This window comes from Aeromonas sp. 11P (assembly GCF_051920165.1).
Classification (GTDB): domain Bacteria; phylum Pseudomonadota; class Gammaproteobacteria; order Enterobacterales; family Aeromonadaceae; genus Aeromonas; species Aeromonas veronii.
In genome coordinates this window covers 418,071-434,121 of the sequence record NZ_JBQBDJ010000004.1, presented here as the reverse complement: position 1 = coordinate 434,121, position 16,051 = coordinate 418,071, and the positions used below count along the sequence as shown (strand labels likewise).

Below are 16,051 nucleotides of genomic sequence, written 5' to 3'. Positions count from 1 at the left end.
CAAAAAATATCCCGTTTTCATCACAAAAGTCCGCAACAAAACCTTAACTACAGCGCAACCACCCATTTTTGTACGTTTTATCGACACTCTCTACCCTTGCCCTCACGACCATTCCTGTGCCACCCGTGACCGGTGTCGCTGTGCTATCATCCCCCATTTGCCGCGGAGCCTTGCCATGATCCCATCCCTGCTCAACCGATATTTTGGTTTCTCCGCACTCAGAGCTGGTCAGGAGGCGGTGATCAGCCGGGTGCTTGCAGGTCAGAGTGCCGCCGCCATCTTTCCCACCGGCTCCGGCAAGTCTCTCTGCTATCAGCTGCCTGCCCTCGCCCTGCCTCACCTGACCCTGGTGATCTCGCCGCTGCTGGCGCTGATGCACGATCAACTCGCCTTCCTTAAAAGCAAGGGAATAAGCGCCGCTACCCTCGACTCGAGCCAGAGCCCGGAGGAGAGCCGACGAGTGATGCAGCAGGCGCTGGATGGCCAGCTCAAGATCCTGATGATTTCGGTGGAGCGACTCAAGAACGAGCGCTTTCGCCGCTTTATCCAGCAAGTGCCGCTCTCGCTGCTGGTCGTCGATGAGGCGCACTGTATCTCGGAGTGGGGCCACAACTTTCGCCCCGACTACCTCAAGCTGCCGAGCTATCGCCATGACCTGAAGATCCCGCAGGTGTTGCTGCTGACGGCCACCGCCACACCGGCGGTTATTCAGGATATGCAGACCAAATTCGGCATCGCACCAGAGGGGGTCGTGGTCACCGGTTTCTATCGCCCCAATCTTGATCTGGCGGTCATTCCCCTGTCGCCCGACGCGCGGGATATCTGGCTCGCGCAGGAGTTGGCCAACGATCCCGCGGCCCCCACCATCGTCTACGTCACCTTGCAACACACCGCAGAAGCCTGTGCCGAGCAACTCATTAGAAAAGGGATCTACGCCCGCGCCTATCATGCCGGACTCGACTCGGCGCTGCGCAGCCAGATCCAGCACGACTTCATGGCAGGCAAGGTGGACTGCATCGTCGCCACCATCGCCTTTGGCATGGGCATCGACAAAGCGGATATCCGGCGGGTCATTCACTACGATCTGCCCAAATCCATCGAGAACTACAGCCAGGAGATTGGCCGCGCCGGACGAGATGGCCAGCCATCGCGCTGTATCGTGCTGGCCAACCAGAGCCAACTGCCGGTGCTGGAGAACTTCGTCTACGGCGATACGCCGGATTTGAGTGCCCTTCTCCAACTTCTTGCCATCATCAAGCAGAGCGGGAGCGAGTGGGAATTCACCCTGCTGCGCCTCTCCAACGACACCAATATCCGCCAGTTGCCCCTTAAAACCCTGCTGGTCTATCTGGAGATGGCAGGCATCATCACCCCGGCCTACAGCTACTACGCCGACTACCGCTTCAAGTTTGTGCTGGATAAAGGCGAGATAGTGAGTCGCTTCAATCCGGATCGTCGCCAGTTTCTGGAGCAGCTGTTCGCCTGCGCTCCACAAGCGCGCAGCTGGTGCACCATGGACTTTGACGCCCTCTGGCAGGGCTATCAGGGGGAGCGGCAGCGGGCCGTTGCGGCGCTCGACTACCTGCAGCAGCAAGGCTGGATCGAACTCGAAAGCAAACAGATGACCGAGGTCTACCGGATCACCCGTCAGGGGTGGGACAACGAGCAGGAAGCAAAAGCCCTGCACGCCCTGTTCCTGCAAAAAGAGCAGAGCGAGCTGGCAAGACTGCAAGCCATGCTCGACTTTTTCACCTCAAGTGAGTGCCTGAGCCACCGCCTCGCCCGCTATTTTGCCGATGAGGTGGCGCCGGTTCATTGTGGCCACTGTTCGGTTTGTCGTGGCGAGGTGGCACATCTTCCTCCCCTGCCCCAACTGGCCATGCCAAACGAGACGGGGATCCGCGCCTGGTGCGATCCGCTGATTGCCAAGACAGGTTCGGTGGATGCACGTGTTCTGGCCCGTTTCCTGTGCGGCATCACCACACCGCTGACCAGCCGGGTCAAGGCCAAATCACTGGCGGGCGCAGGCCAACTGGCCGCTCACCCGTTTGCCCGCGTCCTGACAGCTGTGCAACAAGCCTACCCTTGATCGGTGATTGCTATGATCGGGTGATCATGCGCGGCCTCTACATCCACCTGCTGCGATCCGCGTCTGCGGATGCTGAAAAAAGAAGACCCTCGCGGTTGCGAGGGTCAAGCCAACGGAAACGTGCTTAAACAGAGCTTGGTGCGGCAACAGTCAACTCTCTTGCTAAAGCGTCTTGCTGCTCACACATCGCCAATCTAGGGCACTCAAAATGTAGCGTCAATGTAAAAATTAGAGTCTAAACTCCAAACAAAGCAATTTACGTTGACGTTCACGTAATGATATTTACATTCATAACCCCGCCAACCCGCAGCCCCATTGCCTTTCGTCAAACCCCTTAATCTTTTCGCAATAAGTTCCCTCTTTCCCATAAACATTTATTTTTTATGTCTTTGACATTTACCTCACTATCGTGGCAAAAATAATTTAACAGTCAGTAACATAGCGGTGTTGTTGACTGACCCTCCCCGCACAAGGATCGGGCAGGTTTCTTCAGAATTTAACCTATCAACCGTGATGGATTACTGGAGTCTGTTGACTAGGCTTTAAAAGCGCACAACACAAAAGCAGTCATCCACTTTTTTCAGGGTAAGCGACTATAACGAGGGCAAAGTTATGGGCATATTCGAGCATTACCAACAGCGATATGAAAAAGCGAGAGAAGAGGAATATACCATCCAGGAGTTCCTGGATATGTGTAAGCAGGATAAAGCCTGCTACGCCTCCGCAGCCGAACGTCTGCTGACCGCCATCGGTGAGCCGGAGATGGTAGACACCTCAGCCAACCCCAGACTGAGCCGACTCTTCTCCAACCGCGTCGTGGCACGCTATCCGGCATTCAAAGATTTCTACGGTATGGAAGAGGCGATCGAGCAGATTGTCTCCTACCTCAAACACTCCGCCCAGGGGCTGGAGGAGAAGAAACAGATCCTCTATCTGTTGGGCCCTGTTGGCGGCGGTAAATCCTCGCTGGCAGAAAAACTCAAATCCCTGATGCAGAAGGTGCCTATCTATCGCATCAAGGGCTCACCGGTCAACGATCACCCCTTCTGTCTGTTTGACATCGAAGAGGATGGGGAGATCCTGGAAAAAGAGTACGGCATCCCGCGCCGTTACCTGCGTCCCATCATGTCCCCCTGGGTGGCAAAACGCCTGCACGAGTTTGGCGGCGACATCACCAAGTTCAAGGTGGAGAAGGTCAACCCCTCCATCCTCGATCAGATTGCCATCGCCAAAACGGAACCGGGTGATGACAACAACCAGGATATCTCCTCACTGGTCGGCAAGGTCGACATCCGCATGCTGGAGCACTTCGCCCAGGATGATGCCGATGCTTACTCCTACTCGGGTGCGCTGTGTAAAGCGAACCAGGGTGTGATGGAGTTTGTGGAGATGTTCAAGGCACCCATCAAGGTGCTGCACCCGCTGCTGACAGCAACTCAGGAGGGGAACTACAACGGCACCGAGGGGCTCTCCGCCCTCCCCTTTGACGGCATTCTGCTGGCCCACTCCAACGAATCCGAGTGGCAGCAGTTCCGCAACAACAAAAACAACGAGGCCTTCCTCGACCGGGTCTACATCGTCAAGGTGCCTTACTGCCTGCGCGTCTCGGAAGAGGTGAAGATCTACGAGAAGCTGCTGATCAACAGTGAATTGACCGAAGCCAAGTGCGCCCCGGGTACCCTCGAGCTGCTGGGCCAGTTCTCGGTGCTGTCACGGCTGAAAGAGCCGGAGAACTCCAGCATATACTCCAAGATGCGGGTCTATGATGGCGAAAGCCTGAAAGACACCGATCCCAAGGCGAAGAGCTATCAGGAGTATCGCGACTACGCAGGGGTAGACGAAGGGATGAATGGTCTCTCTACCCGCTTTGCGTTCAAGATCCTCTCCCGCGTCTTCAACTTCGACCACGCGGAAGTGGCCGCCAACCCAGTACACCTCTTCTATGTGCTGGAGCAGCAGATCGAGCGCGAGCAGTTCCCGCAAGAGCTGCACGATCGCTACCTTGAGTTCATCAAGGGCTATCTGACACCGCGCTATGTGGAGTTCATCGGCAAGGAGATCCAGACCGCCTATCTCGAGTCCTACTCCGAGTACGGTCAGAACATCTTCGATCGCTACGTCACCTACGCCGACTTCTGGATCCAGGATCAGGAGTACCGTGACCCCGAAACCGGCCAGCTGTTTGATCGGGCTTCGCTCAACAGCGAGCTGGAGAAAATTGAAAAACCCGCCGGGATCAGCAACCCGAAAGATTTCCGTAACGAAATCGTCAACTTCGTGCTGCGTGCCCGGGCCAACAATGCAGGCCGTAACCCCAACTGGACCAGTTACGAGAAGCTGCGCACCGTGATCGAGAAGAAGATGTTCTCCAACACGGAAGAGCTGCTGCCGGTTATCTCCTTCAACAGCAAAACCTCGGCCGAGGAGCAGAAGAAGCACGATAACTTTGTCGAACGGATGATGGAGAAAGGCTACACCCGTAAACAGGTGCGACTGCTCTCCGAATGGTATCTCAGGGTACGCAAGTCATCCTGACCCTGACTGTTCAAGGGGGAGTTATGGCGCATTTTATCGACCGCAGGCTCAACGGCAAAAACAAAAGCGCTGTCAATCGGCAGCGCTTCATTCGCCGCTACAAGAAGCAGATAAAACAAGCGGTCTCGGATGCTGTCTCCAAGCGCAGCATTCAGGACGTAGACAAGGGCGAGAGCATCAGCATCCCGACCAAGGATATCGGCGAGCCCCATTTTCATCAGGGGCACGGCGGTAAACGGGAGATGGTGCATCCCGGCAATGATCAGTTCGTCTCCGGCGACAAGATTGACCGCCCCAAAGGAGGGGGCGGCGGACAGGGTTCCGGCGAGGGACAAGCATCCAATCAGGGTGAAGGGGCCGATGATTTCGTGTTCCAGATCTCCAAGGATGAGTATCTCGATCTGCTGTTTGAAGATCTGGAGCTGCCCAGGCTGCAGAAAACCCAGCTCAATCAGCTGATGGAAGTCAAAACTTACCGTGCGGGCTACACCTCCAACGGGGTGCCTGCCAACATCAACGTGGTGCGTTCCCTGCAAAATTCGCTGGCACGTCGCATGGCGCTGCAAGCAGGCAAGAAACGCCAATTGCATGAACTGGAAGATCGGCTGGCCCTGCTGGCTACCGATCCCAACGAACACTTTGCCGAAATCGCCCTGCTCGAGAAAGAGATCAGGGAGCTGAAACGACGGATCGACGCGGTGCCGTTTATCGATACCTTCGATCTCAAGTTCAACAACTTCGTCAAACGGCCCGTCCCCTCCAGCCAGGCGGTGATGTTCTGTCTGATGGACGTCTCGGGCTCCATGGATCAGGCCACCAAGGAGATGGCAAAACGTTTCTATATCCTGCTCTATCTGTTCCTGAGCCGGACCTACAAGAACGTCGAGGTGGTCTATATCCGCCACCACACCCAGGCCAAGGAGGTGGACGAACACGAATTCTTCTACTCCCAGGAGACCGGCGGCACTATTGTCTCCAGCGCCCTCAAGATGATGAATGACATCATCAACGAGCGTTACCCGGCCAACCAGTGGAACATCTATGCGGCGCAAGCGTCGGATGGTGACAACTGGGCCGATGACTCGCCGCAATGCCGGGAGATCCTGGTGCGGGACATCATGCCAAGGGTGCGGTACTACTCCTACATCGAGATCACCACCCGTGCCCACCAGACTCTGTGGCACGAATATGAGTCGGTAGCCAGCCAGTTCCCCCACTTTGCGATGGAACACATTCGTAAAGTCGAGGATATCTATCCGGTGTTCCGCGAGCTGTTCAAGAAACAAGCGGCGTGAGGAGGTCACATGATCGAAACTGAAAAACGTGTAGCGCCACTGGATGACGGACCAGACTGGAACTTCGATCTGCTGGAGACCTATCATCAGGAGATCGCCCGGGTCGCCCGTTTCTACAAGCTGGACACCTACCCCAACCAGATCGAGGTGATCACCGCCGAGCAGATGATGGATGCCTACTCCAGCGTCGGCATGCCTATCGGCTATCAGCACTGGTCGTTCGGCAAGCGCTTTATCCATACCGAGCGCAACTACAAGCGCGGCCAGATGGGGCTGGCCTACGAGATCGTCATCAATTCCGATCCCTGCATCGCCTACCTGATGGAGGAGAACACAATGCCGATGCAAGCACTGGTGATGGCACACGCCTGCTACGGTCACAACTCCTTCTTCAAGAACAACTACCTGTTCAAGGCGTGGACCGATGCCTCCTCCATCATCGACTACCTGCTGTTCGCCAAGAACTACATCACCCAGTGCGAAGAGAAGCATGGCATCGAGGCGGTGGAACAGCTGCTCGACTCCTGCCATGCCCTGATGAACTTCGGGGTGGATCGCTACAAGCGTCCCCAGAAGATCTCGATGGCTGAGGAGAAGCGGCGTCAGAAGGCGCGGGAAGATTATCTGCAGACTCAGGTCAACGAGCTGTGGCGAACCCTGCCCAAACAGCATAAAGCGGCTGGCGTGGAGGACAGACGCTACCCCGCAGAGCCCCAGGAGAACATTCTCTATTTCATCGAGAAGAATGCCCCCCTGCTGGAACCCTGGCAGCGCGAGATAGTGCGCATTGTGCGCAAGATCAGCCAGTACTTCTATCCGCAAAAGCAGACTCAGGTGATGAACGAGGGGTGGGCTACCTTCTGGCACTACACCATCCTCAATCACCTCTATGACGAGGGCAAGCTGAGCGATCGCTTCATGATGGAGGTGCTGCACAGCCACACCAATGTGGTCTATCAACCGGCTTACAACAGTCGCTACTACTCGGGGATCAACCCCTATGCGCTGGGGTTTGCCATGTTTACCGACCTGCGCCGCATCTGCGAGAACCCGACCGAGGAGGATAGATACTGGTTCCCCGACTATGCCGGCAGCAACTGGGTCGAAACCCTCCACTTTGCCATGCAGAACTTCAAGGATGAGAGCTTTATCAGCCAGTTCCTCAGTCCCAAAGTGATGCGGGATATGAAGCTGTTCGCCATTGATGACGACGATCTGAAGAACTACATCAAGGTCTCGGCCATCCACAATGACGAGGGTTACCGTCAGGTACGCAACACCCTGTCAGCTCAATACAATCTCAGCAATCTGGAGCCAAATATTCAGGTCTACAACGTGGCGGTGAAGGGAGATCGTTCCCTCACCCTGCGTTATGTGCCCCACAACCGCATCCCCCTTGGCGATTCGCGCCACGAGGTGCTCAAACACCTCCATCAGCTATGGGGGTTCGACGTGGTGCTGGAACAAGATAACGGCGAGCTGCCGCCCGATATCATAGGTCGCTGCCCGGAGCGCAAACCGGGGATCTGACCCGTGCCCCTATATCTCGACGGCCCACTTCGGTGGGCCGTTTTTTTATCAGCCTTCACATCTGCCAACATCATTTGAGCCCAAGCCGTACAAATCACAACATAGAAAAAGGCCCGCATGGTCTACGGGCCTATTTGCCTTGCGGTCAATCTGCAGCAGTTATCAGTAGAAAGTCTGCTGCTCTGCGGCCATCGCCTTGAGGCGGGCACAGGGTGCAAACCGATCGCCATGGCGCTTCTGGTAATACTCCAGACGACCAACCAGATGATCGATCCCGAGTGTATCCATATAGCGGAACGGGCCGCCGAGGAACGGCGGGAAACCGATGCCGAAGATGGCGCCGATATCGCCATCACGAGCCGAGGCCACCACACCGCTATCCAGCGCCATGGCCGCTTCGTTGAGCATCAGCAGCACGCAGCGCTCGGCGATCTCCTGACGGGCCAGCTTGGCAGAAGGCTTGATGCCGAGCACGCCATAGACGCTCTCATCCACCGTCTTCTTGCCCTCTTTGCCAGTCAGCTTGTTGCGCGGTGCCGCCTTGCCATAGAGGTAGAAGCCCTTGCCGTTCTTGCGTCCCTTGCGATCATTTTGCAGCAGCTTGTCGAACGCCTTGGGCGCCTGGAACTGCTCGCCGCCCAGCTCTTTCTCGAGAATGGGGGAGATCTTGGCGCCCACATCGATCCCCACCTCGTCCAGCAAGGTGATGGGGCCAACCGGGAAGCCAAAGTCCAGCAGCGCGCTATCCAGCACCTCCACCGGCTCCCCTTCCAGCACCAGTCGCGCCGCCTCATTCATGTAGGGCGCCAGGATGCGGTTGACGTAGAAACCGGCTTCGTCCTTCACCACGATGGGCGTTTTGCCCTGGGCACGGGCAAAAGCCAGGGTGGTAGCGACCGTCTCGGCACTGGTGCCAGCGTGGGGGATGATCTCCGCCAGCGGCATCTTGTCCACCGGGCTGAAGTAGTGCAGCCCCACGACTCGCTCCGGGTGCGCCGCCTCTGCCGCAATCTGGTTGATGGGCAGGGATGAGGTGTTGGAGGCAAACACTGTGTGCTCACCGCACTCACGCTCCACGTCCTTCACCATCTGGTGTTTGAGATTGAGATCTTCAAACACCGCCTCCACCACCATGTCCACCCGGTGAAAACCGGAGTAGTCCAGAGTACCGGTCAGCAAGCTCATCTGCTTCTCAAGCTCACTGCGCAAGATATGACGGCGCTTGAGTTTCTTGGCCAGGATGTCGTAGCTGTAGCGCATGGCATTGCCGATCCCGGCGCTTGCCACATCCTTGATCCGCACCGGTACGCCCGCCTTGGTGGCAGTGACGAATGCGATGCCGCCCCCCATCAGACCACCACCCAGCACGGCCGCGTGGCCCACCTTGCGCGGCTCGGCTCCCTGATAGGTGACCTCTTTCTTCATTTCCGTGGTGGCAAAGAAGATAGAACGCAGGGCAGCAGACTCGACTGTCATCACCAGCTCGCCGAAGTGGCGGGACTCGGCGGCGAGGCCAGCCTGCATCCCCTCCTCCACACCGATGCGCACCACGTCCAGGATCCGCTCCGGCGCAGGGTAGTTGCCACGGGTCTTGGCTTTCACCCCCTTGCTAGCCTGATCGAACAGCACCTTGCGACCCAGCTTGTTGGTCTCCAGCACCTTGCCCTGCAGATCCCGCTTCAACTGATGGCGCGGTTTGCCCTTCTTGGCCAGCTTGATGGCAGCATCCAGCAGGATGGAAGGCGGCACCACATCGTCCACCAGCCCCAATTTCTTGGCCTGTTTGGCCCGCACCTGCTTGCCGGTCAGCATCAGATCCAGCGCCTTGGCTACCCCGATGAGGCGCGGCAAACGCTGGGTACCGCCAGAGCCCGGTAACAGACCGAGCTGCACTTCCGGCAATCCCAGCACAGATTTGCCGTGATCGGTCACCACACGGCCATGGCAGGCCAGCGCCAGCTCCAGCCCACCTCCGAGGCAGGGGCCGTGAATGGCGGCGATCACCGGAATGGTCAGCCCCTCGATCTCGGCAAAGATCTCCTGCCCTTCTCGTGACAGGTTCTCGGCATCCTTGGCACTGGTGCAGGCGGCCAGCATGGTGATATCAGCACCAGCGATGAAGGAGTCCTTCTTGCCGGAGGTGATCACCAGCCCGATCAAATCCTTGTTGCGTTTCACCTCCGCCAGCACGGAGCGGATCTCCTCGACAAAGGCGGCCTTGAGGGTATTCATGCTCTCGCCCGGCACATCCATGGTGAGGATACCGATGCCATCTTTGCGAACATCCAAGGAAAAAGTCTTAGCGCTCATCATTCAACCTCCAACACCATAGCCACGCCCAATCCACCCGCCGCACAGGCGGTGTTGAGCCCCAATCCCCCGCCGCGACGACGCAGCTCGTGCAGGGTCTGGGTGATCATCCGCGCACCGGTCGCGGCAAAGGGGTGGCCATAGGCCAGCGAACCACCGAGGACGTTGAACTTCTCCATGTCCACCTCGCCGATGGCCTGATCACGGCCCAGCTTGTCACGGGCAAACTCGTGGCTGGCAAACATCTTGAGGTTGGCCAGGGTCTGGGCGGCAAAGGCTTCGTGCATGTCGATCAAGGTCAGATCGCTGAGCGTGATACCAGCTCTGTCCAGCGCCAGCGGCGTCGCGTAGGAGGGCCCCATCAGCATGTCCTGCCACACATCGATGGCCGAGAAGGCGAAGCTGCGGATATAGCCAAGCGGCTCGAGGCCCAGCTCTTTCGCCCGACCTTCGCGCATCAGCAACACGGCAGCGGCGCCGTCAGTGAGCGGGGTGGCATTGGCCGCCGTCACTGTGCCATGAACCCGGTCAAACACCGGTTTGAGCTTGGCGTAGCTCGCCAGATCCGAGCTTTCACGGATATTGTTGTCCCGCTCGAGCGGTGACTTGTAGGGCGGTACATGAGCGGTAAACACCTCACCATTCAGCTTGCCATCAGCCCAAGCTTGCGCGGCCAGGGTGTGGGAGCGATGAGCCAGCGCATCTTGCGCCTCGCGGCTGATCTGGTGACTCTTGGCCATCTGCTCGGCGGTCTGTCCCATCGAAAGTCCCGTAGAGTATTCCGCCACTGCAGGCGGCACCGGCAGCAGATCCTTGACCCGCAACTGACGAAGAATATTGAAGCGCTGCTGCAGATTGCGCGCTTTGTTGAGATCCACCAGGGCGCGGGCCAGCTTCTTGCTCACTCCGATAGGCAGCACGGAAGAGGAGTCCGCACCACCGGCGATGGCGATGTCTACGGTACCGGCCATGATGGATTCGGTGACGTTGGCCACCGCCTGGAAACTGGTGGCGCAGGCGCGGGAGACGCTATAGGCATCGGTATTGACGCTCATGCCGGTACCGAGCACGATCTCGCGGGCAATATTGGGGGCTTCCGGCATCTGAACCACCTGACCAAACACCAGCTGGTCGATAAGCTTGGGGTCGAGATCGGTACGGGCAAGCATCTCGCTCACCACCAGTTTGCCGAGATCGACTGCAGGCACACCATGAAAGGCGGTAGCCTGCTTGGCAAAGGGGGTACGCAGCCCCGCCACGACGGCAATCCGTTCGCCCTGGCGAGTCGTCAGTTTCAATGGCTGTTTCATCCTGGCTCCTTGGTTTAAAAGGCAGAGGTCTGACCTCATTGCGCCACATCTTAACAATCCAATCACAAGTTTCATACAGCTGATTGAAACTAAATTAAGCGCGGCAAGGCCCCTTTGCTCGCCCTTGGGGAGCAACTGGAGTATAAAAAGATCAACTTCCATAAAAACAACGGGTTTATCGCATGGCAGCGGCCGAGTTCAGAGCGCTTAGGGACTATCTTGGCAGTCAGATCCTGGGACAGGAGGAGCTAATAGAAGGGCTCCTGATTGCCCTGTTATGTGAAGGACATGTGTTAATCGAAGGGGCCCCCGGTCTTGCCAAAACCCGCGCCGTCAAGGCGCTCGCTGGCGCCGTCGAGGGGCGCTTTGCCCGTATCCAGTTCACCCCCGATCTGCTTCCTGCCGATCTCACCGGCAGCGAGGTGTTCCACCCGCAAGATGCCAGTTTTGTATTCCAGCCCGGTCCCCTGTTCAACCATCTGGTGCTGGCGGACGAAATCAACCGGGCACCGGCCAAGGTGCAATCGGCGCTGCTGGAAGCCATGGCCGAGCACCAGATCACCGTGGGCAAAAAGAGCTGGCGGCTGCCACCTCTCTTTATGGTCGCCGCCACCCAGAACCCCATCGAGCAGGAGGGAACCTATCCCCTGCCGGAGGCCCAGCTCGACCGCTTTCTGCTCAAGCTGATGGTGGATTACCCGAGCCCTACGATGGAGCTCGCCATCTTGCAGCTCAATACCAGCGGGGAACAGCTTGGCGCGGCGCCAGTGACTCTGAGTCAGACCAGCTTGCAGCGTGCCCGCAGCGAAGTGCTGGCGGTGACCATGCAAAGCCGACTGGAGCACTATCTGGTAGAGCTGGTCTGTGCCACCCGCTCGGGCAGTGGTCTGTGCCCTGCCCTTGAGCCGCTGATTGCCGTGGGGGCCAGCCCTCGGGCAACGCTGGGGCTGGCCCGCTCAGCCCGCGCCCGTGCCTGGCTTGCCGGGCGTGACTATGTGCTGCCGGAAGATATCCAGCTGCAAGCCTATCCGGTGCTGCGCCACCGCCTTATTCCCAGCTATCAGGCACTGGCTGACAATCTGGATAACGATATCCTGATCGCCCAACTGCTGGATCAGGTGCCATGTCCCTAACTCCGGATCTCATCCCGATATCGCCCTGTCGCTGCCACGGCTGCTCAATATCCGACTCTGGGCCAACGCGAGGACCAGACCAAGAGCAGGCAAAAGCAGCAGCGAACGCGGCAAACCGGGCCGCTCCCCCGGGCTCACGTTTCGGGAGCTGCGTGCCTATCAGGCGGGTGACGAGGTACGCCATATCGACTGGCGGGTGACCGCACGCCTCGGTCGCCCCTATACCCGCCTCTATAGCGAGGAGCTCGATCAGGCGCACTGGCTGCTGCTCGATCTCTCTCCCGCCATGTATTTCGGCTCCACACTACAGATCAAGGCACGTCTGGGATGCGAGCTGGCAGCAGCCCTGATCTGGCAAGGGGAGAAGCAGCACAACACCCTGATCTGCCACGGGCTTATCCCAAATCACCAGAGCCAGCGCGGCAGCGTGCTGCCCCTGCTCGAATCCCTCTGCCATCACTATCAGCAAGGGCTGGCCCGCCGGGCGCTTTCTCACTCACTGGCCGACACCTTGTCCGGCGTGAAGCTGCCTCACGGAGCCAAGCTGACGCTCATCACCGATCACAGACCCTGCGAGTCGGCGCTCTGTCAGCAGTTGCAGCTGCTCTCGCGGCGCCACGATATTCACTATTGGCAGATCCGTGACCCCCTCGAGGCAGCCCTTCCCTCTGATGGCCAACTGCCGGTGGCCATCGATCGGCCAGGGCAACACTATCAGGGCTGGCTGGATGGGGGCCATGCCGGTTTCTCCCAGCGCTACCGACATGCCGCCGAGCAGCAGCTGGCTCACGGCAAGCAGTTGCTGTTGCCATTGGTGCAGCGCCTCTATCTGCTCGATAACAGTCAGACGCTGCAACAACAGTGGCAGGAGGGGTTATGTCATCAGGGATGAGCTCGCCCGCCGAACTCGACAGCCCCAGTCCCGCCTCCGAGGCCATCACTCCACCGCTGGCCGCCCTGATGCGAGACATCCACCCGGGGCCGGATCTGATTGAACAGAGTCTTGACCCCAGAGTGCAGGCGCTATTGTGGCTATTGATCACAGGTCTATTGCTGCTGCTGATCGTCCTGATTGCCCGCAGGGTGATACGTTACCGCCGCTGGTGTCGTCAGTTGGAGGGAGATCCGGCACTGCTGGTGGCACGCATACAGGAGGCCCTGCGTCATGAAGCACTGCAACGCTGGCCCGAGGCGCGCCAGCTGCAGGGAGAGGCGTGGCTCGCCTTCGTCGATCGTCACGGGGGCAGCAATTTCAGCCAGTTCTCGTCTCACTGGAGCAGTTGGCTCTATGGCAGCCAGAACCCGACTCACGAGCAGTGCGAACAGCTTCGGCAACATTATCGCCGTTGGGGTCAAACCCTCTTCTTGCAGCTCTCCACCCGCCCAAGACGCAAAGCCGCGCGGAGGCATCCATGATCCTGGCCTGGCCCTGGTTTGCGTTGGCGCTGGTGCTGCCCTTGCTGGTGCGCTTCGGCTTGCCGCCCCTGCGCCGCGGTTATCTGGCTCACCCCGGGTTTGCGCTGCTGCGTCCTCAGGCCGGATTGCCGCTCTGGCGCGCCATGCTGCTCTGGTGCGCCCTTATCCTCGCCCTCTGCCGCCCCCAGTGGTGGGGAGAACCGGTTCTTCAATATGAAGGGAGTCGGGATCTGCTGCTGGCGGTAGATCTGTCAGACAGCATGCGCACCCCGGATATGCTCGATAACGGCGAACAACAAGCGCGGCTGACGGCGGTGCGTCAGCAGATCAAGGCGCTGATCGCCAAACGGGCCGGAGACAGGGTGGGCCTCATCGTCTTTGCCGATCACGCCTATCTGCTCTCTCCCCTCACTCAGGAGATCCCGGCGCTGTTGACCTTGAGCGACGAGCTCGATTTTGATCTGGTCGGCCGAACCACCGCTCTTGGCGAAGCGATCCAGCTTGCACGTCAGCATGGGGATCCGGGTCGCCCCACCGCCCTGCTGCTGGTCACTGATGGCCGCAATACCGCAGGCAATGCCGACCCGCTGCAGGAGGCCAAACTCGCCTCAGCGCAGGGAATACGGATCTACACGCTGGGGGTCGGGGCCGATCCCGATACCTTTATCCAACCCTACGATGAGGCGGGCAGCGGTCAGGCCGATCCCAGCAGCGAACTGGACGAGCCGCTCCTGAAAGAGTTGGCCGAGACAGGCCAGGGGCGTTACTTTCGGGCACGCACCCAAAGCGATCTCGATGCCATCAACGCGACCCTCAATACCCTTGAACCGGCCCCCATGCCGGTTGCCCAGTACCAGCCGGTGATCGAGCTCTACCCCTGGCCGTTGGCAATGCTTTATGGCTTGCTGCTTCTGCCATCAGGGCACGGCAGACTGGAGTTTCGCATGGTTCGTAGCTGGCTGACACGAGGCGCGCGCAGATGGAGCTGATCTTGCTCCGCCCCCTGTGGCTGATCGCACTCATCCCCTGGCTCTGGCAATGGTGGCACCGTCGTCGCCAGCCCCCGCTGCTCGCACCTGCGATGCAGGCTTATCTGCTGCCAGCCTCCCGTCCTCAGCGCCCCTGGCTCTGGCTGGCAACCCTGCCCGTCATTTTGGCCCTGAGTGGTCCCGCACTGCGCGGTGAGCTGCAACAGCAGCCTGCGGCACCGCTCGATATCTGGCTGCTGGACTTGTCACGCTCGATGACCGCCACCGACCTCAAACCGGATCGGGCGACCCGAGTCAGATGGCAGTTGCAGCAGCTCCTGAGCCGCGCAAAGGACGCGCGCATTGCGCTGATCCTCTACGCAGGCGATGCTTACCTCGCCATGCCGCCCACCCGGGATCATCAGGCCCTTTCGCTGCTACTGCCCGACTTGCGCCCCGATATCATGCCGTTGCAAGGCAGCAACCCGGTACGGGCGGTGGAACTTGCCATGAAGCAGCTGGCCCCTGGAGAACAAGCGCGTCTGCTGCTGATCACCGACGACCTCACCCAGAATCAGATGACCCAAATCGCTGCTCTGTGGCCCTGCCAGCAACGCCTTCTCTGCCGCGACACCCAGTCGGCACGCCTCGATATTCTGCTTGCCAGCAGCGGTCAACCGGCCCCGATGCCCGCCATTCCGGCCAATGAGTTGGGGTTTGCCACCCGCATGCCCGCTCAGTTGCCCGCCCCCGATAGTCAGGCCATTGCCGCCATGGCCAATCGCCTCGGCGGTGAGCTGCAGTGGCTTGGCAGCGACGCACCCCGCTTTGCCCCCCTCCCCACCACGACCTCGGCCCTCACCCCGGCGCCACTGGATCTTGGCCCCTGGTTGCTGATCCCCTTGTTACCGCTCGCCTTGCTGGCCAGAGTCGGCGCCCGGTTGATGATGGCGCTGATGGTGGGAGCGCAATTGCTTGCGCCGCAAGATCTGCAAGCGGCAGAGAGGGTAGACCTGCAAGCGATGCAGGCTTATCAAGAGGGTGATTTTCAGCGGGCTGCCCGCACGTTCAACGATCCAGTCTGGCGCGGCAACGCCTGGTATCGGGCCGGAGCCTACCGGCAAGCTATCTCTGCCTATCAGGAAGCTGCAAGTGCCACTGCCCACTACAACCGCGGCAATGCCCTGCTGCAACTGGGGGAGTTTGCCGCAGCCAAGGAGGCCTATCTGGCCGCACTGGCACTGGAGCCTGGCCATGAAGATGCACTCTATAACCTCTCTCTGTTACAGGGCGCAGCGGCAGCCGTACCCGATACCAGCAACAGCAAGCAGCCCGAACCATCGGCAGCTCAGCAGGCGACGGCAATGCCCCTGCCCCCCTCTCCCCCGGTGTTACTGCTGGAGCAGCGACTGCGTAAAGAGGCGCTGCGCCGGGACCTTATCAAGGTGGAGGAGCCCTGGTGACG

The 16,051-nt window shown here is 59.3% G+C and carries 11 protein-coding genes; 9 read left to right on the top strand and 2 right to left on the bottom strand.

Annotated elements, in window-relative coordinates; genetic code table 11:
* Positions 1-175 precede the first annotated feature (175 nt).
* From ACTG1P_RS02170 to ACTG1P_RS02155, 4 genes are all read left to right on the top strand, one after another.
* Positions 176-2,089 carry a RecQ family ATP-dependent DNA helicase gene (locus tag ACTG1P_RS02170; protein WP_440000361.1) on the top strand — a complete coding sequence of 638 codons (1,914 nt, stop codon included), beginning with the start codon at positions 176-178 and terminating at the stop codon, positions 2,087-2,089.
* Between the two features lie 612 nt (positions 2,090-2,701).
* The gene (locus ACTG1P_RS02165) at positions 2,702-4,624 is read left to right on the top strand and encodes a PrkA family serine protein kinase (protein WP_005333223.1); all 1,923 of its coding nucleotides are present in this window, start codon (positions 2,702-2,704) and stop codon (positions 4,622-4,624) included.
* A gap of 23 nt (positions 4,625-4,647) precedes the next feature.
* A complete protein-coding gene (locus ACTG1P_RS02160) occupies positions 4,648-5,919 on the top strand; it encodes a YeaH/YhbH family protein (protein WP_182963796.1) in 1,272 nt (423 codons plus the stop codon).
* Positions 5,920-5,928: 9 nt separating this feature from the next.
* Positions 5,929-7,449 carry a SpoVR family protein gene (locus tag ACTG1P_RS02155; RefSeq protein ID WP_440000360.1) on the top strand — a complete coding sequence of 507 codons (1,521 nt, stop codon included), beginning with the start codon at positions 5,929-5,931 and terminating at the stop codon, positions 7,447-7,449.
* Positions 7,450-7,611: 162 nt separating this feature from the next.
* Here ACTG1P_RS02155 and fadJ read toward each other — a convergent pair whose 3' ends face one another.
* Complete coding sequence (fadJ, locus tag ACTG1P_RS02150; protein WP_440000359.1) at positions 7,612-9,759, bottom strand: fatty acid oxidation complex subunit alpha FadJ; 2,148 nt, start codon at positions 9,757-9,759, stop codon at positions 7,612-7,614.
* Positions 9,759-11,069, bottom strand: a complete 1,311-nt coding sequence (gene fadI / locus ACTG1P_RS02145; protein ID WP_440000358.1) for an acetyl-CoA C-acyltransferase FadI — start codon at positions 11,067-11,069, stop codon at positions 9,759-9,761. Before fadI ends, fadJ begins: the two co-directional genes overlap by 1 nt.
* Positions 11,070-11,251: 182 nt before the next feature.
* Between fadI and ACTG1P_RS02140 the strand changes: the two genes are divergently transcribed.
* The 5 genes from ACTG1P_RS02140 to ACTG1P_RS02120 are packed head-to-tail and all read left to right on the top strand — an operon-like array spanning position 11,252 to position 16,049.
* Positions 11,252-12,202 (top strand): AAA family ATPase, encoded by a 951-nt coding sequence (locus tag ACTG1P_RS02140; protein ID WP_440000357.1) that lies wholly within the window; start codon positions 11,252-11,254, stop codon positions 12,200-12,202.
* Positions 12,183-13,094, top strand: coding sequence for a DUF58 domain-containing protein (locus ACTG1P_RS02135; RefSeq protein ID WP_440002271.1), 912 nt, complete (start codon positions 12,183-12,185; stop codon positions 13,092-13,094). Before ACTG1P_RS02140 ends, ACTG1P_RS02135 begins: the two co-directional genes overlap by 20 nt.
* Positions 13,079-13,618 carry a DUF4381 domain-containing protein gene (locus tag ACTG1P_RS02130; protein ID WP_440000356.1) on the top strand — a complete coding sequence of 180 codons (540 nt, stop codon included), beginning with the start codon at positions 13,079-13,081 and terminating at the stop codon, positions 13,616-13,618. Before ACTG1P_RS02135 ends, ACTG1P_RS02130 begins: the two co-directional genes overlap by 16 nt.
* On the top strand, positions 13,615-14,607 hold the full coding sequence (locus ACTG1P_RS02125; protein ID WP_440000355.1) for a VWA domain-containing protein: 993 nt from the start codon (positions 13,615-13,617) through the stop codon (positions 14,605-14,607). Before ACTG1P_RS02130 ends, ACTG1P_RS02125 begins: the two co-directional genes overlap by 4 nt.
* Positions 14,598-16,049, top strand: coding sequence for a VWA domain-containing protein (locus ACTG1P_RS02120; RefSeq protein ID WP_440000354.1), 1,452 nt, complete (start codon positions 14,598-14,600; stop codon positions 16,047-16,049). Before ACTG1P_RS02125 ends, ACTG1P_RS02120 begins: the two co-directional genes overlap by 10 nt.
* Positions 16,050-16,051: the final 2 nt, after the last annotated feature.

Coding starts and splice junctions, on each gene's coding strand:
- ACTG1P_RS02160 (WP_182963796.1), top strand. CDS start 4,648: ATGGCGCATTTTATCGACCGCAGGCTCAACGGCAAAAACAAAAGCGCT.
- fadJ (WP_440000359.1), bottom strand. CDS start 9,759: ATGAGCGCTAAGACTTTTTCCTTGGATGTTCGCAAAGATGGCATCGGT.
- ACTG1P_RS02155 (WP_440000360.1), top strand. CDS start 5,929: ATGATCGAAACTGAAAAACGTGTAGCGCCACTGGATGACGGACCAGAC.
- ACTG1P_RS02140 (WP_440000357.1), top strand. CDS start 11,252: ATGGCAGCGGCCGAGTTCAGAGCGCTTAGGGACTATCTTGGCAGTCAG.
- fadI (WP_440000358.1), bottom strand. CDS start 11,069: ATGAAACAGCCATTGAAACTGACGACTCGCCAGGGCGAACGGATTGCC.
- ACTG1P_RS02120 (WP_440000354.1), top strand. CDS start 14,598: ATGGAGCTGATCTTGCTCCGCCCCCTGTGGCTGATCGCACTCATCCCC.
- ACTG1P_RS02130 (WP_440000356.1), top strand. CDS start 13,079: ATGTCATCAGGGATGAGCTCGCCCGCCGAACTCGACAGCCCCAGTCCC.
- ACTG1P_RS02165 (WP_005333223.1), top strand. CDS start 2,702: ATGGGCATATTCGAGCATTACCAACAGCGATATGAAAAAGCGAGAGAA.
- ACTG1P_RS02170 (WP_440000361.1), top strand. CDS start 176: ATGATCCCATCCCTGCTCAACCGATATTTTGGTTTCTCCGCACTCAGA.
- ACTG1P_RS02125 (WP_440000355.1), top strand. CDS start 13,615: ATGATCCTGGCCTGGCCCTGGTTTGCGTTGGCGCTGGTGCTGCCCTTG.